The 21,476-nt window shown below is 39.0% G+C and carries 13 protein-coding genes; 8 read left to right on the top strand and 5 right to left on the bottom strand.

Annotation, left to right across the window (positions count from 1 at the left end):
* Nucleotides 1-132 precede the first annotated feature (132 nt).
* From NLP_RS16475 to NLP_RS16465, 3 genes are all read left to right on the top strand, one after another.
* Complete coding sequence (locus NLP_RS16475) at nt 133-2,553, top strand: hybrid sensor histidine kinase/response regulator (RefSeq protein WP_104907341.1); 2,421 nt, start codon at nt 133-135, stop codon at nt 2,551-2,553.
* Nucleotides 2,554-2,663: 110 nt separating this feature from the next.
* A complete protein-coding gene (locus tag NLP_RS16470) occupies nt 2,664-3,965 on the top strand; it encodes a sensor histidine kinase (RefSeq protein ID WP_104907340.1) in 1,302 nt (433 codons plus the stop codon).
* A gap of 100 nt (nt 3,966-4,065) precedes the next feature.
* Nucleotides 4,066-6,801 (top strand): CHASE2 domain-containing protein, encoded by a 2,736-nt coding sequence (locus tag NLP_RS16465; RefSeq protein WP_104907339.1) that lies wholly within the window; start codon nt 4,066-4,068, stop codon nt 6,799-6,801.
* A gap of 26 nt (nt 6,802-6,827) precedes the next feature.
* Here the strand turns inward: NLP_RS16465 and NLP_RS16460 are convergent, their stop codons facing one another.
* Nucleotides 6,828-7,520 carry a DUF928 domain-containing protein gene (locus NLP_RS16460; RefSeq protein ID WP_104907338.1) on the bottom strand — a complete coding sequence of 231 codons (693 nt, stop codon included), beginning with the start codon at nt 7,518-7,520 and terminating at the stop codon, nt 6,828-6,830.
* A 407-nt stretch (nt 7,521-7,927) separates the two neighbouring features.
* Nucleotides 7,928-10,459 (bottom strand): CHAT domain-containing protein, encoded by a 2,532-nt coding sequence (locus tag NLP_RS16455; RefSeq protein WP_104907337.1) that lies wholly within the window; start codon nt 10,457-10,459, stop codon nt 7,928-7,930.
* A gap of 714 nt (nt 10,460-11,173) precedes the next feature.
* Between NLP_RS16455 and NLP_RS16450 the strand changes: the two genes are divergently transcribed.
* On the top strand, nt 11,174-11,494 hold the full coding sequence (locus tag NLP_RS16450; RefSeq protein ID WP_104907336.1) for a CVNH domain-containing protein: 321 nt from the start codon (nt 11,174-11,176) through the stop codon (nt 11,492-11,494).
* A gap of 278 nt (nt 11,495-11,772) precedes the next feature.
* Entirely contained in the window at nt 11,773-12,342 is a 570-nt protein-coding gene (locus tag NLP_RS16445) for a hypothetical protein (protein WP_104907335.1), read from the top strand.
* A gap of 131 nt (nt 12,343-12,473) precedes the next feature.
* Here the strand turns inward: NLP_RS16445 and NLP_RS16440 are convergent, their stop codons facing one another.
* The 3 genes from NLP_RS16440 to NLP_RS16430 are packed head-to-tail and all read right to left on the bottom strand — an operon-like array spanning nt 12,474 to nt 19,012.
* Nucleotides 12,474-16,628, bottom strand: coding sequence for a two-partner secretion domain-containing protein (locus tag NLP_RS16440; protein ID WP_104907334.1), 4,155 nt, complete (start codon nt 16,626-16,628; stop codon nt 12,474-12,476).
* Nucleotides 16,629-16,677: 49 nt separating this feature from the next.
* A complete protein-coding gene (locus tag NLP_RS16435; RefSeq protein ID WP_104907333.1) occupies nt 16,678-18,036 on the bottom strand; it encodes an AAA-like domain-containing protein in 1,359 nt (452 codons plus the stop codon).
* Between the two features lie 52 nt (nt 18,037-18,088).
* Nucleotides 18,089-19,012: a pentapeptide repeat-containing protein gene (locus tag NLP_RS16430; protein WP_104907332.1), complete on the bottom strand. Its 924-nt coding sequence runs from the start codon at nt 19,010-19,012 to the stop codon at nt 18,089-18,091.
* 434 nt (nt 19,013-19,446) lie between these two features.
* Between NLP_RS16430 and NLP_RS33265 the strand changes: the two genes are divergently transcribed.
* Genes NLP_RS33265 through NLP_RS16420 form a run of 3 tightly spaced genes read left to right on the top strand, consistent with a single transcriptional unit; the run spans nt 19,447 to nt 21,362 of the window.
* Entirely contained in the window at nt 19,447-19,590 is a 144-nt protein-coding gene (locus NLP_RS33265; RefSeq protein WP_158680424.1) for a hypothetical protein, read from the top strand.
* Between the two features lie 13 nt (nt 19,591-19,603).
* Nucleotides 19,604-20,407: a hypothetical protein gene (locus NLP_RS16425; protein ID WP_104907331.1), complete on the top strand. Its 804-nt coding sequence runs from the start codon at nt 19,604-19,606 to the stop codon at nt 20,405-20,407.
* Nucleotides 20,376-21,362 carry an aspartate/glutamate racemase family protein gene (locus NLP_RS16420; protein WP_104907330.1) on the top strand — a complete coding sequence of 329 codons (987 nt, stop codon included), beginning with the start codon at nt 20,376-20,378 and terminating at the stop codon, nt 21,360-21,362. Before NLP_RS16425 ends, NLP_RS16420 begins: the two co-directional genes overlap by 32 nt.
* The last annotated feature ends 114 nt before the right edge of the window (nt 21,363-21,476 follow it).

The raw sequence follows: 21,476 nt of genomic DNA, 5'->3' as shown, positions 1-21,476 counted from the left end.
AAATTTAGGGTATTGATAATCGCAGCTATAGATAACAATCATAGCTGTGATTATCAATAATTTTTTGGGCAATCTAAATATATATAGCCCTTTTTTTTGCTTACCAAACCCATTGTTTAGAGGGTGAATCCTGTGATAAAAGGCAACTCCAGCCTATCCGCTCCCAAAATATACTCCTCGCGCAATTTACTGCTCCGATTTATTCTTGGCGGCACTACTCTTATTGTAAGTATTTCTGCTTATTTTAGCTATCAAGCTGCTCGGAAAATAACGCTAGAAGACTTGAGAGGAAAAGCTTTTTTAGAGGTACAGAAAGGGGTTGATGAAATTGAAGAATGGTTGCATGTTCGGAAAGTGGAGGTGCAAACCATTGCTCATACTTCCGCTGTACGCTCCTTAGACTGGTCTGTGGCAGAACCTTATTTAAAGTCAGAAATTGAGCGGATCGATGAATTTTTCTTTTTCCTAATGGCTACCCCGGATGGTTCGTATTTTAATACTAAGGTTGGTCGGTCAAATAAGAATATTAAGGATCGAGACTACTTTCAAAAAGCACTAGCCGGAAAAAGTAATATTTCCGATCCCTTTATCAGCCGTTCCACAGGCATTCCTTTAATTGCGATCGCCACCCCAATCTGGTCAAATTCTCCCACCAATCATTCACCGATTGGGGTTTTCCACGGCAATGTTAAAGTTGATCGCATTGCTAAGGTAGTCAACTCGCTGCGCTACGGCAATAACAGCTATGCATTCGCCCTCAATTCCCAAGGAGAAGCGATCGTCCATCCCAACTCAACGTTAATGTCAACGGTAGAAAAACCTGCACCCAGCCTGCTGAAAATTCCAGATCGGAATTTAAATGCGATCGCGCAGCAGATGGTAAACAAACAACAGGGAATTCAGTTGATGGAAATTGACGGCACCAAAAAGTATGTTGCTTATGTGCCGTTGCGAGAAGCTAATTGGTCTGTAGCTTTGGTAATTCCGCGCCAAAATATTGAATCTCGGCTACAATTTCTCGATCTGATCGCTCTAATTGTGGGCGGATTGACCGTGACGATGATCGCTGTCTTATGGCAGGTGCAAGCGTTTGAACAAGCTCAACTGAAAAAGTCTAAAGCAGCAGCTGATACCGCAAATCGTGCTAAGAGCGAATTTTTAGCCAACATGAGCCATGAACTGCGAACGCCCTTGAATGGTATTTTGGGTTGCGCTCAAATTTTGCTGCGTTCTAAAGGTTTGCCGGAGCCAGAGCAATATCATGTAAACATCATTGAACAGTGTGGCTCTCATCTACTGACTTTAATTAATGATATTTTGGATCTTTCCAAAATTGAAGCACGAAAACTGGAACTGCATCCTCAAGACGTTCATTTTCCGTCTTTTTTACAGGGAATTGGGGAAATTTGTCAGATTCGGGCAGAACAAAAAGGCATTTTATTTGTCTATGAACCCGCAAGCAACTTACCCACAGGGGTTCATGTTGATGTCAAAAGGTTACGTCAGGTTCTCTTGAATCTGCTGGGAAATGCGATTAAATTTACTGATGAGGGTAAGGTTAGCTTCAAGGTTGAGGTAGTCGATCAACTTCCTGCTGATGGGCAGACAGAGAAATATCGCATTCACTTTAGTGTAAAAGATACAGGAATTGGCATAACTCCAACCCAATTGAGCAACATTTTTTTGCCATTTGAACAAGTAGGTGAGAAAAAGCATCAGATAGAAGGGACAGGGCTGGGTTTAGCAATTACTCGGCAGTTGGTGCAGATGATGGGTAGCGATATTCAGGTTAAAAGTCAGCTTGGTGAGGGTAGTACTTTCTGGTTTGAAATTGCGATCGCCCAAGCCAGCGAATGGGTACAGTCTGCTATGGCTGCATCCAAGGGACAAATTATTGGCTTTGCAGGTAGCCCTCGCACCATCTTGATGGTGGACGATCACTGGGAGAATCGCACAGTAATTACAAACTTATTGCAACCATTGGGTTTCAATGTGATTGAAGCCATCAATGGTAAAGATGGTTTAGAAAAAGCGATCGCCCTTAAACCAGACCTGGTGATTACAGATTTGCTCATGCCAGAAATGGATGGGTTTGAATTGATTAAACACCTGCGTCATACCCCAGATATCGAGGATGTCAAGATTATCGTCTCTTCTGCTAGTGTCTTTGAAGCCGACCAACATCGCAGTCTGCAAGCAGGAGGTGACACCTTTTTGAGCAAACCGATACAGGCAGATGAATTACTGCATCAATTAGAGTGCCATTTAGGTTTGGCATGGATTTACCAGCAGTCTGAGTCACAAAAAATCAATTCTTCGGCTACAACACTTGATAGCTCATCAGATAACTTGACTCTTCCTTCCCCCGATGTATTGCGGGAACTGATGAACTTAGCGAGTAAAGGTAACTTCAATGACATTCTCAAATGGGCAGATAAACTAGAAGAAACAGACACAAAATTCGCTCTCTTTGCTAACCAACTGCGGCAGCTAGCGAGGCAGTTTGACGAAGATTTAATCCTCAACTTTTTGAGCGAAAAAGAAAAGGATTAATTTCCCTAAATAAATTTAGGGAAATTGTAATGCGTGAATTTTTAATTTTGAGCGATCGCCTTTGGCATATCGCAAAGAAGCAACGTGAATCAATATAGGGTAGAAATATTATGACAGCAACTATAGGCGATCAGAAGAATTCCCTAAATAGCGATCCTAGCAGAGGAATTATTTTAGTCGTTGATGATAACCCTGCCAACTTACAAGTTTTATCAAGCTTTTTGGATCAGTCTAGATTTGAAGTTTGGGCAGCTCGTAGTGGTGAAAAAGCAATTCAGAGATTAGACAATGATAATTTACCTGATTTAATCTTGCTTGATATCATGATGCCGGGTATCGATGGGTTTGAAACTTGTAAATACCTAAAAAGTGAGAGCAATCCTCGTGTTCAGGATATTCCGATCATTTTTATGACTGCTCTTTCAGATACTGCTGATAAGGTTAAAGGATTGCAATTGGGAGCCGTAGATTATATTACTAAACCTTTTCAGTATGAAGAGGTATTAGTGCGAATAGAGCACCAACTGAAGCTAAGAAATTTGACGAAAACCCTGACAGCCAAAAACGCCGAATTACAACAGGCTCAAACCCAACTTATTCAAGCAGAAAAGGTAGCAACCTTGGGTCAAATGACAGCAGGAATTGCCCATGAAGTAAATAATCCCATCAATTTTATCGCTGGCAACTTGAATTTTATTGAAGAGTATTTCCAAGAGGTTGTTAATTTACTCGAACTATATCAAAAATATCTGCCCGATCCACCGACTGAAATTCAAAATGCTATTAAAACAAAAGATATAAATTATTTGTTAAATGATTTATCAAAAATTATTCAATCTATGCAATTAGGTACAGATCGAGTTACAGAAATTGTGTCATCGTTGAACAAGTTCTCTCGACACGGAGAAGCAGGAAAGAAACGCGCTAACCTGTATGAAGGATTAGAAACTACGCTACTCATTCTTGGACATCGACTTAAAGCAAATGCTCATCGCCCAGGAATTAAAGTAATTAAAGAATATGGAGAATTGCCACCTGTTGAGTGCTATCCAGGCGAACTAAATCAAGTTTTTATGAATTTGATTGGCAATGCGATCGATGCAATTGAAGAAATCCCAAAAAATCAATATTTTGATGAAAAATTTAGACATATTGGGATGATTTGGATTAAAACTGAAGCAATTGGAGAGCGAGTTATTCTCAGGATTGCAGACAATGGCTCAGGAATCAGCGAAGCAAACCGGACAAAGATATTCGATGCTTTCTACACTACAAAAGTCATCGGGAAAGGAACAGGACTAGGTTTATCTATTGCTTACCAAATTGTAGTTAATAATCATCGCGGTAAGCTAAGTTGTCATTCAACACAAGGTGAAGGTACAGAGTTTGTGATTGAATTACCTATCCGATGAGGTTGTTCTCCATCCAATACTTTTCGGTTAAGGCCAAAAACAGGTAAATTAAGAGTTGTACTTAAAAACATGCGCGGCTAAGACATCATCTTATAAACCTATGACTGATTATAAATACCAAGTTGGTGGAAGTTTGACAGTTAATGCACCTAGTTATGTGCGAAGACAAGCAGATTACCTGCTTTATGAGGGTCTTAAGCAGGGAGAGTTTTGCTATATATTGAACTCTCGACAAATGGGTAAATCCTCTCTGCTTGCAAGTACAAAACATCGCTTGGAACAAGAAGGATTTAAATGCAGTACCATTGATATGTCGATTATTGGTACTTCCCATATCACCCCACTCCAGTGGTATAAGAGTGTAGTTGGTGATTTATGGTTAGGTTTTAATTTATTAAATAAAATCAACTTAAAAAGTTGGTGGCGTGAACAAGAAGATATATCTTTACTAGAAAGATTAAGGTGGTTTATTGAGGAATTATTACAGCTTCATTTTCCTGATAAACGATTATTTATCTTTGTTGATGAAATTGATAGTATTCTGAGTTTAGATTTTTCAGTTGATGATTTTTTTGCATTGATTCGGTTTTGCTATAATCAACGAGCAATCAATCCTGAATATAAACGTATTACCTTTGCTATTTTCGGAGTTGCAAGTCCATTAGATTTGATTCAAGATAAAAGACGTACACCATTTAATATTGGTAAATCAATAGAAATTCAGGGTTTTAAGCTACAAGAAACTATTCCTTTAACAAAAGGATTGGAAGGAAAAGTAGTAAATCCAAAACTTATTTTAAAAGAGATATTAGTTTGGACTGGTGGACAACCATTTCTTACTCAAAAGCTATGTCACATTGTGGCAAATGAACAATCTAAAGATAGAGATAAATCACTAATAAATAATTCTCAATTATTTATTAGTGATTTAGTCAGGTCACATATTATAAATAATTGGGAGTTTCAAGATGAACCAGAACATTTAAGAACAATAAGCTCACGTCTTTTAGAGAACGAGCAAACAGCAGGAAGATTGTTAGGATTCTATCAGCAAATTTTAATGGGAGAAGAAGTCACAATTTATGATATTAGAGAAAAGAATGAGCTAATCTTGTCAGGCTTAGTCATCACATCTCAAGGAATAATCAAAGTTAAAAATAAAATATATCAAGCTATATTTAATTTAGATTGGGTTACTACAAAGCTAGAAAATCTACGTCCATATTCTCAAAATCTCAAAAAATGGCTTGCAAGCAATCAGCAAGATCAATCTCAATTATTAAAAGGTATAATATTAAAAGAAGCAATAGCTTGGTCAGAAAATAAAAAGCTTTCTAATATAGATTACCGGTTTCTTGCTACTAGTCAGCAGTTAGATAAACAAGAAATTGAAATAAATTTAAACGCCGAAAAAATTGAATTAGAAAAAGCACAGGTTACTATAACAGCTGCGAAGGAAGCGAATCGGATTTTGAACCAAGCCCGAAAAGCTGCTAAATTAAATGCTGTATTACACTTTGGAAAACCGTGTGTTGTCAGCTTTGCAATTGGTATTACTAGTTTTATTATCCTGCTACGCTTTATTGGTTTATTGCAGGGAATGGAATGGAATATATTTGATAGCTTTTTGCAACAACGACCCCAAGCAGGAATTGATTCTCGTGTTGTTGTAATTACAATTGATGAACCAGATTTACAAAAAATAGGACAATACCCCATACCTGATAGTATCTTGGTTAAAGCACTCAAAAACTTAAAAACCTATCAACCTAAAGTAATTGGGTTGGATTTATATCGAGATTTGCCAGTAGAACCAGGGTATCAGGAATTAGTAGAATTGTTCAAGACTACTCCCAATCTTATTGGTATTGATAAAGTCGTAGGCACTAAAGTTGCACCACCAAGAGTATTAGCCCAATTAAGCCAGGTGGGTTTTAGTGACCAAGTATTGGATGGAGATGGTAAGGTACGTCGTGCCTTATTGACAGTGCGATCGCCAAAAAATCAATTACGCCAGAGTTTGAGTTTACAATTAGCATTACAATACTTAAAAACTGTTGGCATCACTCCCCATCCTCATCCTCAAAATCGCCATTATATTCAGCTTGGTAAAGCCTTAATAATACCCTTACAACCTTTTGACGGAGGCTATGTTTGGGCTGATACTGGAGGGTATCAAATTTTACTTAGTTATCACGGCACAGAACAAAATTTTCAAAGCTTCTCCATCACAGATTTGTTGCAAGAACGGATACCAAAAGAAAAAATCCAAAATCGTGTTGTCTTAATTGGTGCAACAGCTGAAAGTATTAATGACTTGTTTCAAACACCTTATAACAATCGGCTATTTGGGTCATCAAAACAAATGGCAGGAGTATTTATTCATGCTAATATTACCAGCCAAATATTAACCGCAGCATTACAAGGAAGAGGAATGCTGCGGACTTGGCCTGAGATATGGGAGAGCTTATGGATTTTGCTTTGGTCTGGGATAGGAACATTAATTGCTTGGCGATTAAAATCACCTAGACAGTTAATGTTTCTCGTCACCAGCACTGGACTAGGATTAATTGTGTTTAGTTATCTGGCATTTTTACAAGGTTGGTGGATTCCGATTATTCCCCCATTATTGGGATTAATACTTGCTCCGATTATTCTACCTATGTTTGCAACTAAGCAGCTTGATAAAATCCAACTCCAGCAAACTCTCAAGTTACTACTTGTGGTTGCAAAAGAGCAACCTGCTGCTGGAAAAATTGCGATTGAATATTTCAAACAAGCAGAAGGCAAAGAAAATCAGCAGTTGATAGACAAGATATTACAACAGGATGATTGACCAAATAATTCGTAATTAATTACGAATTATTTTAATTGCGTATTCTTGGATTCAGCTTTCTTAGCTTTCTCTATAGTCATGAGCATTTCATACCAGTATCCTCTTTGTGCGTACCAGTTTGCTTGACCGATGGTAGTCAACTGGCTCAACTCCCTATCTACTTTGGTGGTTTTTGCAACTCGTTGTACCCAACCTTTAAATATAGGATCGTCTGGTTGCACAGTTTTTCCACAGACAACTACTAATGACCATTCGTAATTTTTACCTACGGTTAGCGGCGTTTTTTCTTTGGGTTGAGTGAAGCTAACAATCCCTCCACTAGCAGTAATAGGTAAAAAAGTTCTTTCATAATAGTTACCCGTTTCATCTTTAAAGGTTAGCACAACCTTCTGTGCTGAAGTTTTGGGTAAGGAAATAAATACGGGAGGATGATCTTGGAAGGTTAATCCAAAGTTACGTTTTGGCATCAAAGGTCTAATGGGCTGTTCATTCTCAGAACACCTCAGCCCATCACGAGAACCTGCACCAACAGTTTCACTTTTTGGTTCTGGCTCTCCAGGTGGTTCAAAAGTCTCTTGAAAAACGAATTGCTCTGGTAGGCTGGCAATTGAAGTGACTGATTCTGATTGCGCCAAACTGGGTAAGGCAAACATCAACAGTTGTAGAGATAAGCCAACAGTAAAGAATTTAAATTGATATGAGGCATTATTTACTATCATTTTCTGAAATGTCTGTGGTCAGAGTTCAGTTGTTATTTGTCAGAGTTCAGGTGTTATTGTAAATAAAAGGGTTTAAGGCCCCTACGTCTACACGTAGCGCGGAGTCGGAGTCACTCCGCCTCTGATCAGTTACCCTGCGGGAAGCAAGCTACAGTTGGGGTTTAAATCCACCGAGTTGCTCCTTTTATACCAATTCTGTATGAAGATGCGCCTACATGAGGAACGAACCGCAAAGACCGCAAAGGACACAAAGAAAGAAATAAGAAGCCAAGAAAATTTGGCGCAGCCTCACAAAGAAATGGTATTAGGGAGACCCCAAGACCGCACTCCTCTTCGTTTGAAAATGTCTTTAATGCAAGAATTTTGAATTTTGAATTGTTAAGCCTCCCTGCCTCCTTCATCGTGAGTCAACGCCAATTTCCTACCAGTACAAACCCAGACCAATAATAAGGATGTTTGTACTGAGGAGAATTTAATAGAGATAGTTGTGCTTGACGCAGTGCTTCGGCTTTGCTGACGACATTTTGGGTAAGCAAACGGTAAAATTCTCCTGTCAAGTTAGCAGTTGATTTGTCTTGTACTGACCACAGGGTTGCTAAAGTACTCCTAGCACCAGAACGGACGGCAATTCCTGCCAATCCTAAAGCAGCGCGGTTGTCGCCTTTAGCAGTTTGACAAGCGCTGAGAACTAGCAGTTCAATTGGTTGGCGTGGAGCATTTTTGCTCAGTTTTGAAGATGCACCTTTTAACCATCTATCTAAATCTTTAACATTAATCCGGTCTTCCCAAGTTAAAAGAAATGTGTCTTCGGCTTTGGAGCTAAATTCTGCGTGGGTGGCAAGATGAACTACAGAAAAGGGAACTTCTTCTATTTGTTTTTGGACGTTGGCGCGAGTAAATTTTTCATTTAGTAGTATCTTTGCATGGACATAGTTTGTAATTTGTTTAATTTCTTGCTTGACACCAGGTAACTCAGCAAAGCCTTGACGTGCTTCTGCTAAACCCGCAGTTAAGGCTTGAAACTGTTGGGGAGGAAGATGCCGAGACTCTAATAGTTGCAAACCAGGAGTCAATGCTATGCTGTACTTCTGGATGATAAACTGTTGGCGATCGTGCAAAACTGCCATTGGTACACTGCGTAAAAAACCATCCAAGACAAACACTAAGGTTTTAATCCCCTGAAGTTCTATCTCTTTTTCGGCAGGACGCAACAACCAATCATACAATTTTTGGGCAGAAGGTAGTACCTCATCAGGTAAGAAAGCAGGGTTTAAAGACTGGCGCAGTTCATCAAAAACCTCTGATTCCTCTTTTGAGGAAAGGTTTGTTCCATAATGTTGCAAAGGTTGTCCAGGAAGAGAAACAACTACCTCCAAGCGACGTTCTAGCAAAATTGGGTAAATTACTGCGGCTTTTGGATCAATTTTATCTATGGGTTGTGGTTTATAAGTTAAGCAGGCTTGGTGGAAGAAGTTTTCTAATTCTGCTAATTGCAGTGCTTCAATTGTTTTGCGAGATTTCTCTAAGTGTTGTTGCTTGATGATTTGTGGTAGGCTGTCTACATCTTGTAAAAGTAATTGTACTAACTGCCGATACACTGGTTCAACGCGATCGCGGAAATTAAATTGCACGTCAGGATTCAATTGCACTAAGTCTTGACGCAGAGATGTTAAAAAACTAACAGCTTGTTCATAAGCAGTAATTGCTGACTCAATATTTCCCCTAGCTTTCTCGATTCGTCCTTGCTGCCACAACCAATTGACGGCAATATCATCTGCTTGCACTCCCTGTGCTAAAGTTAGTGCTGTTTGGGTGAGATTTAAAGCTTCTGAGAATTGCTGAGTTTGTTCGTAAAGATGTCCTAACTCTCCCAAAGCATAACTTTGCGCTCTTGCATCTGTTAATTCGCTGGCCTGTTTGACTGCTGTTGCCAAAAGTTGAGCAATGTCTTTTGTTTTTGATGATGACAGTTTCATCCAACTTGCTGCTAAATTAACTTGCGCGTAAATTCCCCAACGGCTGGCAGGAATGTTAGCAAGACGTTCTTGAATTTGGGGTAATAATACTAGTGCATCTGGATTTTGCTCAGTTTTTATTAAAAGGCTGAGTTGGTTAAGGAGTGCTTCTAATTCAGTATGCTCGCCACCAATTGCACTTGCTTGTTGATAAAATTCTAAGGCGGCTTTAAAATCTTCCCTAGCTCTAGCGGTATTCCCCAATCTTAAGAAGGTTTCCCCAATATCTGCGGTAGAATTTACAAGCTTGGCGATCGCTAAACTTTGCGATAATACTTGTTGCGATCGCTCTAAATCTCCCACGACTTGCAGAGTTACCCCCAAACTTTGTAATCCCCTGGCTTTTAGGAGATTATCAGGTAAAGCAGCAAGGTCTTGATTGATTTGTTCTAGTTGCCTTTGGGCGCGACGATACTCTCCCAACGTTTGCAATGCTTGGGCTTGGTTAATCTGCGATAGCACAATCCCTGTTACATCCTTGAGGGAACGATAGATTTTCTCGGACTGCTGCCAAGTTTCTAAGGCTAATTCCGGTTGTCCAGTGTTAAATTGTAAACTTCCTTGGGTGTTGAGGACTTGAGCATAAAGGAAAGAATCATCCATTGTTTTTAGGATATTCTCTGCTTGGGTGATTAGCGATCGCGCTGCTGACCACTTGCCCAAGTCTTGATAAGCGATCGCTAAATAGTTGTAATTTAATGCTTGATAGTGCTGCTGTTTGCTTTGCTGAAATATCTGAGCTGCTTCTGACCAAATTTGTGCAGCTTCTACCAACTTTCCGGCATCATAAAGTTGTTTTCCTTTTTCGAGTAGGGTGACTGGGGATTGAGTTGGGGAAAGAGAATACTGGGCAGTGGCTGGTAAAACAGTTGTTATTAAGAAAAAGATTAGTAGGGCTAAAATTAGGTGAGGATGAATACGCATAAATGGTCATAATAATTTGCGATTTATAACTCTTAGTTCGGAATTTTAGCGTTGATTAATCACATCAAGTTTGCTTAAGTAAGTATGTATAGCTAATATTTACACATAATGGTAGAGAGCATCTATGTAAGAGGTATTAGTAAAACTTCAGTAGACATCACTTGGAGCTTGCGGGGTGGAGCATCGAAAACGCTACTGAGCCGTACTTAACCTTGTTTTTTCACTGTTGGAAAATAAGAATCGAAGTTAGACTCTGGAACTTTGATTTAACCAAGGTTTGAGAGTTTGTTTTCTGACATTAACTAAAATTTCTAGCCAAAAATTGAAAAGTAAACTTCTGAAAGCCTTTCAGCAATTGGGTGATCTCAAACTGATAAAACAAGGTTAATATCATGCTATTAACATTCTAAAATTAGACACCATAAAAGAATTGCACTTGGTTTTCTATGTCAATATATCATTCTTATACTTTTTTGACGCATATAATTTGTTATTAGTCAATAAATAATGTTAATAGTATAGTTTTTTAGATATTTTATAATACATATAATTTGTTACTATGCAATTAATAATATTAATAATATAGTTATTTAAGTTATCAAAACTCATTGTACTTTTGTTAAAGATTGATTTCTGTTTTGACTTGATATTGTAAGGTATGTATAGTGTTACATCAGTAATTGTTCATCAACAAAATAGAAGAACCAAAAGCTAATGAGTAGTAGCTATCAACAATCTTGCACCGAAATCTCTGTTAACGGAAATGTCCTATCAGCCACTTGCGAAAAGCGCGATAAATCGCCGAACCAAACCTCAATTGTCTTGATGGGAATTGAAAATATTGATGGAGAATTAAAAGTAACCGACCCAAATCAACCTAGTAGTTTCGACCAAAGTTCTACCGAAATCTCTATTAATGGAGATGTACTCTCAGCCACTTGCAAAAAGCGCGATGGTTCGCCGAACAAAAGCTCAATCGTCTTAAATGGAATTGAAAATATTGATGGAGAATTAAAATATACAGGTACGATTTAGCGATCGATCATCATAAAAAGCGTAGACGCAAAGCGGTGAGCCAATCTGTTAGACGGGTTCCCCGGCATAAAGGAACTGGCGTTAGCGGTAGCGGTTAGCGACGTAGGAGCGTCACCCGTAGGGCTTGCCGTAGACATCGCTACAGAAGTTCATCTAGAACAGATTGACTTGAAAAACAGATCGCGATCTGATTTCGGTCGAGGTCGTCAAGAAACCTTTTGCTATTTCTGGATAAGTTTTGGCAACACAAATGTGTAATTAATCAGGAGAACATCCTCATGTCTGATCAAGATGTCGTTAAGTTTGATGATAACTTTTATCTTAAACACGAGAGCGGTAAATACTGGATTGCGGTTGATCAAGGACGCTACAATTGGCCGAAGTTGGGTCAAGAGAAAAAAAAAGTAGTAAAACTTAAACTTGTGGGCGGCAATGGCGAGGTTCAATCCAACAGCCGCATCAAAATCAGCACGACAGAATCAGCAATAGGCAACAATAATGTTTTGGGAGCTTTCGCAGATAGCCATGATTGTTACTATTGGCAAGATGGCTATGATGAGGATAAACAGAGCTGGCAGATTACTAATGCTTCTGGCGATGCAAGTCCAATTCGCTATGGCGATCGCGTTCGCATCAGCAACATCTCCTACAGTAATCAAAGGCTAGCTCCCGATACAAAATACGATGGTTATATAACTACCGTGGAAAATGCTGATGACTCGTGGATCTTAGCACCTGCTCCCGCCGTAGACAGTTCTTATAGAGGTTTAGACGATACGGGGGAACATGATCCGGAAGAAGTAAGTGATGGAGAGGATGAGGATGATAATGTTCCTACTTGGTTCTAATTCATCTGTACTACCGTCTTTTTCTCGTTTGTCGTCGTGGTTTTGCGTCGTGTTGCGTGTTTGACGTTCATGACTCCGTAGTTCGGAATTTATCTCAGGCGATCGCATCTAAATATTGATGGGTGAATCAGTTACGGTTGATCTGATAAATTCCCACAATCACTTTTATTTCTCCCACCATCAGGTTGTATTTGGGTGGTAATATTTGCCACCAATTCCACCTGTCCTAGTTGATTAATTCTCCATCCAGTAGCTTCTAGTAATGGTGGTTGCCCTTTTATATCTGGTACTTTTCTATGGCTGATTTGCTCTGATTTATTTGGGGAATCTGCACTTACTCGCATATCCTGTAAAACTACCTGACCATGCAACACTTGGCGGGGATCTTCTGGTAAGCCTCCCCGTCCGCTAACCACAAAATTCGCCTCTTCGTTGCTGGGACAACCTGCGACAATTTGATTTGCAGGATCGGTAGGCACAGAAGGCAATTGAGTTAATCCTCTGGTAGGGTCAACATCTGGGGTATTGATATTAACGATACCGTTGATGCCTAATTGAGAACTGGCGGTGATATCACTATTTGGAGTGAGTTTGTCACTAACCTGTAAGCCAAAAATACCTTGGCTAGTAATGTTGATATTCCCACCATTTCCAGCAAAAGCATTGGCGGTGATGTCGCTGTTTTCTTGCGGGACAGCAACAATAAATCCACTATTAATATCCATATTGCCACCATTACCACCGCCACTGTTTTCTATTCCTGCACGGGTGGAAATTTGACTATTATTTCGTAAAAATAAGTTATTGGCTACCTTGAAGTTGATGTTACCTCCCTGTCCAGAAACGCTGGTAGCAGTGATGGAACCTTGATCAAGAAAAATTGAACGGGCATCAATATTGATATCTCCAGCATTGCCTGTTCCTAAAGCGCTGACGGAAATGGTTGCGCGATCGCGGATATTTAAGTCACCATTGGGAATGTTGATATTAATGTCTCCCCCGTTTCCCGAAGCAGTTTGAGCCGAAGAAGCAAATAAGCCTGAGCCGAAACCCTGCTGGGAGGGGTCAATTAAATCAATGGACTCGAAAGCATTAACTGTTAAATCCCCGGCTTTTCCAGAACCAAAGGTAGTAGTAAATACCTGTGCGCCGCCTTTGGCTGTAAGTTGACGCGCTGTTAGGTTAACATTCCCAGATTCGGCATTGGTTAATGTTCCTGTACCGATGAAAGAGTTATCTAACGCGAAAGTATTACTGGTATTAATGGTAATATTCCCCCCCTGTCCTTGACCCAAGGCGGTAGTAGCAATTATGCCACTATTGCGGCTAAGAAAATTCGGGGTTTGAATTACAACATTTCCAGCTTTACCTTGGCCTGCACTCACAGCAACGATTCCTTGGTCAAAGTTAGCCAGGCTGAGAGTACTCGCATAAGCTGGATTGATAATTTTTTCTTGCAAGTCTGCAAATCCATTCCCAGCAACTTCTACAGATTCGTTAGCGTTGATAGTAATATCACCTCCGTTACCAGCACCAGCTGTAGAAGCGTTAATCCTACCGTTATCTAATTGCAGCGTGCGGGTATTAATTGTAATGGGTGCGCCATTTCCTTGACCAACTGTAGCGGTAGTAATCTCTCCTCCTTGGTGGACAATTAACTCCCCAGTCGTAATATTCAAAGGCCCAGCATTACCAATCGGACTCAAGGAAGCCGTTGCGATCGTACTGGGAAAACTGCTATTGTCTGCGAAATTCCCCACCACTTCTACCTTGTCGGTAGCGTTGAGATTTAATGTTGCTGCATTCCCCTCTCCTGTAGTTGCTGAGGAGACAATAGAACCATCACGGACATTTAGTTGTTTAACTGATAAAGTTAAGTTGCCAGCATTGCCCGTACCAGCTAGCGCCGTTGCATTGATTATCGACCTATCGGTGAGCGTTACATTATCAGCATTAATTGTCAAATTCCCGGCTTGCCCAGAACCAGCAGTTGCTGTTTGAATCCCGGCAAAATTCTGCAACAATATTTCTGTAGCATTAATTGTTAAATCTCCGCCATTGCCTGACACCGGGAATGTGGTAATTCCACCTGCATCTCGAAGCACTAAGCGCCCAGTGTTAACCGTCAGTTTCCCAGCGTTGCCACTTCCGAAAGCATTTGTGCTTATACCTACTCCCGTTCCTTGTAGAAGTTGGCTCACCAATTGGCTAGGGGTAAGTATTGGGGTTGTGGGTTGACGACCGATAAGTTCTACGGATTCTGAAGCATTGATTGTTAAATTCCCGGCATTACCCGTTGTATTTGCGTCAGTTCCAGTACTTATGGAAGTTGCTCTAAATGGAAAGAAAGCTGTTGGATCTTGACTAATGCTCAACCGACGAGTATTGAGAGTAAAATCTCCAGCATCGCCGCTAGCACCAGTAGGCAGATTTACAGGCAATGCCGCATCAGAATTTGTACCAATATCGCTTGTCCGCATTACTACGTCATCTGTAGCATTGAGAATCATATTTCCCCCTCGACCTTTACCCCTAGCCAAGGCAAAAATAGATGTAGTGTCCAGAAAAATCGAGCGGGCGGTAAGGGTGATATCATTGCCTCTACCAGCACCTAAGTTTGCATTGACAATGCGGATATTTTTACCAGAGAGGATATTACCACTAGTAAATGTAATTTTTCCTGGTGTGTCTCCAATAGAAGCAATATTACCTGAACGAGGAAAGTCACCTGCGGCATTGAGGCTAAGATTACCTGCGGCTAGTAGTGAAATATCTCCTGCTTGCTGTTGAGCATTAGCTAACAGATAATTAGTAGTAGTAATTCCGCCTGCGGTGCTGTTGATAGTAATGTCACCGCTATTAATAGAGTCGGTGATATTGGGTATGTTGAAAAACCCACTAATTAAATTACCAGTTGTAATATCATTGATAGCGTTTAGGGCAATATTGCCACCATTCCCGCTACTTTTCGCAGAAATGATAGATGCATTGGTAGTATTAATTTGACTGGTTTGGCCAAACTTTCCTGATGTAATCGTTGCATTCCCGCCATTGGTGAGGATTTGGGAACCTGGGTTCATGAAAAACTGCGCTGTTCCAGGACCTCTTTCGATGGCGATCGCATTTTCATCGTTAATTTTGGCGTTAAAATTACCACCATTGATAATAATACTGCGGTTGGGATTTATGGTGAGCGATCGCCCCGCTTCTAAGTTAAGATTATTTGCCCCAACGCCTGTGATATCATCATCAACAGTAATATCATTATTAGCTTGTAAACTGACATTATTAAGTGCTAGCGCTTGGCTCAAACTTTGACCGCTAAGAGTGCCCCCTGCTTGAATCAGAATATCTTTCGGGTCAAGCAGTAATCTCCCAAATGAGCCATTTGACGCACTAGTATCCACAGTACCAGCAAATTCCACTCTGCCACCTGATACTTCTACAAAACCACCGTTCCCAGAATTGTCACCGCCACGGGCACTAATATTACCCTCAAAATGCGTCAAATCGTTTGCTTTAATAATTACAATGCCGCCATTGCCATTATTAATAGCATCAGTGTTAATCTTGGCATTATTTAATAAACTTACCTGATTTCCTACAAGCTGCACGGTTCCCCCTGGTGCGGTAAGAGAACCATTACTAGTAATAATATCTCCCTGTAAAGTCAGAGTTTGCCCACTACCTATTGTTAAATTTCCTTCTACACTAATCTCTGCTTGTTGTTGGTACAAGGCATTAGCAAATAAAACTGTTGGCTGAATTGTGAGTAAATTACTATTTTGTGGTTCTGTTGCACTAAATAACCCATTTTGTCCTAATTTAATTGCATTTGCAGTACTAGCTACAAAAGAACCTGCGATATCTAACCGAGCATTTTTACCAAAAATAATCCCATTCGGATTAATCAAAAATAAATTTGCAGCACCATCTATACCTAATGTACCCAAAATCTTAGATATATGGTTTCCTGTAACGCGAGTGAGGATGTTATTAATGCCTGCTGGATTGGTAAAATAAACTTGCTGCCCTTGATTAACATTAAATTCTTGAAAACTATGGAAAAGATTACCACCGCGAATTGCACCTCCACCAACTAATTCACGAGTATTCTGAGGGGTAATGGTAGATTTTTCAGTTCCTAAAGTGTTATCAGGTATTATTTGAGCATTAGCTGGGTGAAAACAGGTAATAAAATAAGTAAATATATTACTAAAAAATAATATTGTGTATATTTTAAAGTACTGAGAGTACTGTCTATGAATATTTATTACTTTAAACATGAGTTAACTCGTTTCTAATTTGAAAGCCCCAGAACCAGCTTTTTGTTTATTACGAATGATTTAAAATTACTGTATTCTTAGTTAAGTAATCACTAAAATACTCTCTATACAAACCACAACTCACTGTTGCAGTTTTTCCTTCCATATATATCAGCCCCAAACTTTTTAACTTAAATGCTACTTCTTGCTCTAAGGTAATTGGTACAGTTAACCTAATAACCTGTTGAAAACCATCAACCAAATCAGGATTTTGCAGAAGATAATGTAACTGATTATGCAAATACTCGCTAAAAATTCCAGTAGCAGTAGTGGCATTTTGCACTAAAGTGTCCACAGGAATTTTATATTTAACGCTATGATAAAACGCCAGTCGCACTAAGTAAGGAAATCCTCCTGTAAATGCCATTAATTGTTCAAATTGCAAGGTTGTAAGTTGGAGTCCGTGACGTTGTGCTAAATCTTCTACCTGCAATCTTGTAAAAGCAGGTAAATCAATTGCTAATCCTATATTGAAAGGAGACTTATTAGTATCTAAATTAATATAAATGTCGGTGGATTTAACAATTAAAATTCGTAATTTCTGCCAAATTGATATATCTCTAGTTTCTTCATACCATGAGCGCAATAGTCCTAAAAAATCACGAGTCAATTGAGGATATTCAAACAATTTATTTACTTCATCTAATGCTAAGATAATGGGAGTAGATATCTCCTGTAATATATACCCTTGAAAATAGATAGTACAGTTCATCAAATCACCCATATCTTCATCCCAATATTCATCTAGCTTTGACTTGATTCCTAACTGATAGGTAACATTGGTACAGAACCAGCGTAAAAATTTTTCTAATGAGCTAAAAACTTCTGTTTCAGCACGATGTAAACTTAACCTTACAGTATGATAACTACGCGAACTACCATAAGCAAGTATTCTGGTCATTAAAGAAGTTTTTCCCATCTTTCGTGGCGCTTTGATATGGATAAACGCACGAGGTTGAAGAATTACTTGATAACAGACTTGTTCTACGTTCCGTTCAATATACAAAGTAGAAGAAAGCGGAACTTGTCCTTCTGGAGGTTCTAAATTTATCTTTTGCCGCATCTGTGTAGGCTGAGATATTGTTTGCAAAGATGAATTGTCTAGTCGTTGCTCTAGCACAGCACGACAATTGGTTCGATTAACTTTCTCACCAAAAGTAGTAGAAAGTAGTTGCCATAATTTAGGAGCAACTAATTGCCTAATATAGTTCTCAGAGTAGTTATTTTCTATAGCAATTTGCCCGTAACTTTTTTTTGTTTCCAATAGAGATGCTGACAAGACAGCTTTTTGAATAAATGAGAGCGATTTTCCTGTCTTATTATTGATTAATGTTTCAGTGGATTCGATAATTTGTTCTATGCTCCTCATCTTTTTTCAAAACCAAAAGTGTTTAAGGCTCCATTTACTATTAGCAATTATTCTAAAAATCAGAAATATTTAATGCTCCATTTTTTCTCAACCATTGCTTTTGTTGAAAAGTTAATCCAATAGCGTCAGTAAATAGCGCTCCTTTAACGCGAGAACTGGAAAAATTTACCCCCTCTAATTGAGTATTTGTCAAATTTGCGTGTCTTAAATCACTATCACTCAAATTTGCCCCATTTAGAACCGCCTCCTCTAAATTGGCGTTAAATAAAGAAGCTAACTTTAAATCAGCACGACTCAAGTCTGCATTAAATAAACAGGCTAACTCCAAAGCAGCTTGACGTAAAATTGCATCACTCAAATCTGCATTACTCAAGTCCGATTTAATTAAATCTGATTCTGTTAAGTCAGCTCCCTTTAAAATAGTATCCTGTAATTGTGCTCCTTCTAAATCAACTCGTCGTAAAGAAGCAGTAGACAAAATCGCTCCTTCCCAGTTGGATTGCCGCAGATTGGCATCATCAAATATAGCACCAGTAGAGTCTGTAGCTTTGAGACTTGCTTTAAACAAGTTTGCCCCAGTTAAGTCTGCTTGAGTCAAACAAGCCTTTTCTAAATTAGTCTCTGTTAAATTTGCCTCTCTTAAGCAGACAGAATCAAGCCTGGCATAATTTAAGTGAGCATTGGTTAAGTTTACTCTAGTTAGATTAGCGTAACTTAAGTTTGCCCACAGTAGACTCACATTTAACAAGTTTGCGTTTTGCAAATTGGCTTTTTGGAAGTCCGCTCGATTTAAATCTGTCCAAACCAGGGTGGCACAACTTAAGTTAGCTTCACTGAGATTAGCACTACTGAGGTTAGCATAGCTAAAATCAATACCACTAAAATCAACACCCTGTAAATAAATCTGGCTTAAATTCAGGTGTTGAAAATCTCTTTCCTTAGCTGCATAGCGTTTGATAATTTCTTGGGCAATCATTGTTTTGAGCTAGTTTAAATAACAATAAACTACCGCCTACAATGAATTGTCTCCCAATATAGCAATATTTAATTAATAATTTATATTTAATTTTCTGTTATCAAAATTAATACATTTTAACTAAAGATATGAATTTTATCTATTGACAAATTATTCATGTATATGTGTAAATATAATATTTACGACATTATATGTTCAAAGTTGTGATACTTATATATTGACAAAAAACTAATCTGTGAGGCAGTAACTAAAAATATCTTGCAGCAGAGATAAATATATGACATTTATGTACTTGTTTGATTTCAAATGAAAATGCTTTAATAAACTTCTAGAGCAAGGGTATTTGCAAAATTTATCCAAAAAATTCATATTTACTATTTTGTTTTTCATTCCTTTACATGAAAATTTCTAAACCTCTGTAAGTATGAATTTTATTGAAGGATTCTGTTGCTGACAACCTGAAAGATATGCCAAACATTAGCTTGGAAAAGATTGATCCAGTTACTACTGGTGGAAAGGGAGCATTTAACATCTATGTCTACGATCGCGTCAACATCCAGCATTTTGAGTACGGTTAGCAGTATTATCAACATGGTTTCTGACGAAAAGTTGCAACAGGCTTTGAGTCAGAGTTTCTTGGAAGCAAGTGAAGCACTGCAACATTGTGAAAACTTTTTTGAGCTGTTACCTACCCATTGCTGGTCAAGCAAAATGCTAGCTACATTCTTTAATTCCTGGAAAGCTACGCACTTGAAAATGTTAGGTATATATGGCCTATCTTGCCGTTTACAACGTCTTGCTTTAACCAAAGATACTCAAGAACGGGAACAATTATTATTAGCTAGCGCCTTCAATGCTGAAACTAGTCACGAAGATTTGGGGTTAGACTACGAAGGTGTAACTCACGCTGCACTCTATGAAGATTTTGCTAACAGCTTTTTAGAAAATTACCCTTGGCAATTAGATGAATATTGTTTACCCCAAGCGGGTGATTTTAAGACATGGATATATCACAACATGGTGGTAAATGATATTTCCAAGGGGTTATTCACAAATATGTTCTCAGAAATTTACAACCACGGTGAGTATACGCGAGCCTTATTTGCTTTTTCAGAATTAATTGACAAATATTACCACTTCTCCCCTGAAGAAAAAAATAAAGCTCTGTTCTATATCGGTGTTCATGTTGCAGACGAAACGGAAGTGGCTCACTTTCAAGTGGTAGTCAAAGCCTTGAATGAGTATAGCAAAGCTACTAATACTCCAATTGACTATACACAGGCAAAACTTTTGTTTAAGGAGTACCTGACTCGGTTAGGTACTGTAATGGAAGCACTAACTATAGAGATGAGGCAAGAAATAAATGCAGCAAAACATCTGCTATCCGTGTCTTAAACCTCAAGCTCAACATTTTTTTGAGGATGCTCAACAAGCTATTGCTGCAACTTTAGATTTTCGACAACATCTGTATGCGATCGCTCAAAACAAAAAGCTACGCTCAGAGGCTGTTGAGGATCAAAGTTACCCCAATGAAGTGATTGTACTTAGACCAAAACAGACTCAAGCGCCTGCTTTACTACTGTTGGGCGGAATGGGGCCTTTAGCAGGTTTGGGAGCTTTTGAGGTAGCCTGTCAGATGTTCCAGAACAGTAGGGAAATTGTTCTGTTTCAAGCTTGTTCGCTGCCTAATCGGACTACGGCCATTCAACAAAAGATTCAAATTGGTGCATCTCAAGAGCCGGATTTGGTGGTGATGCTGGCGATCGCTATTCGAGAAGCGATGCAGTATATTTGCTCTACCGTCGAACCTGTTGAGTTGATCGTTCTGTGCAATGGCGCTCATTATTTCTTACCTGAAGTGATGCAGCAACTCTTGCTTGATTATTCAAAGATTTTTTTCAGACTGCAATGGATCTCTTTGATTGACACTACAATACAGTACTTGCAACAACGAAACTTTTGTCAGCCTTTAATTCTCTGTACTACAGCAACGCGACTAGGGTGTGTTTACTCTCGACCACTTCAAAAAGTCGGCATTGTTTACTTAGAACCCAACGATGAGTTGCAATCAATATTAATGCAATCTATTTATCAAGGAGTAAAAACATCTGACTACAATTTTGCTTGTAAAGTCGGTGAACATTTTTTTGTTGAGCTACTCAAGCTCCAGCCTACTGTTGACTGTATCATCGCTGGATGTAGCGAAATTCCCTACTTGCTGGAATGGTTGAAAACTAACTCTTCTAAGCAAGTTAAGGGGTTCTTATCAAAATTGGAAATTATTGATCCTGTAACACTAACTTTGAACAGCAGACTTAAATCCTTGCAGCATTTGAGGACAGTGAGTTAAGACTTACGCAAGAACTCTCTGAAACTTATATTCCTTTGTGTACTTTGCGTCCTTGGCGGTTCGTTTATTCCTGATTTTGCATAAGTCCTGTGAGTCATTAACGCCAAGAAAAAT

The sequence above is a fragment of the Nostoc sp. 'Lobaria pulmonaria (5183) cyanobiont' genome, from assembly GCF_002949795.1.
Lineage (GTDB): Bacteria > Cyanobacteriota > Cyanobacteriia > Cyanobacteriales > Nostocaceae > Nostoc.
This window is presented reverse-complemented; position numbering and strand designations above follow the sequence as displayed.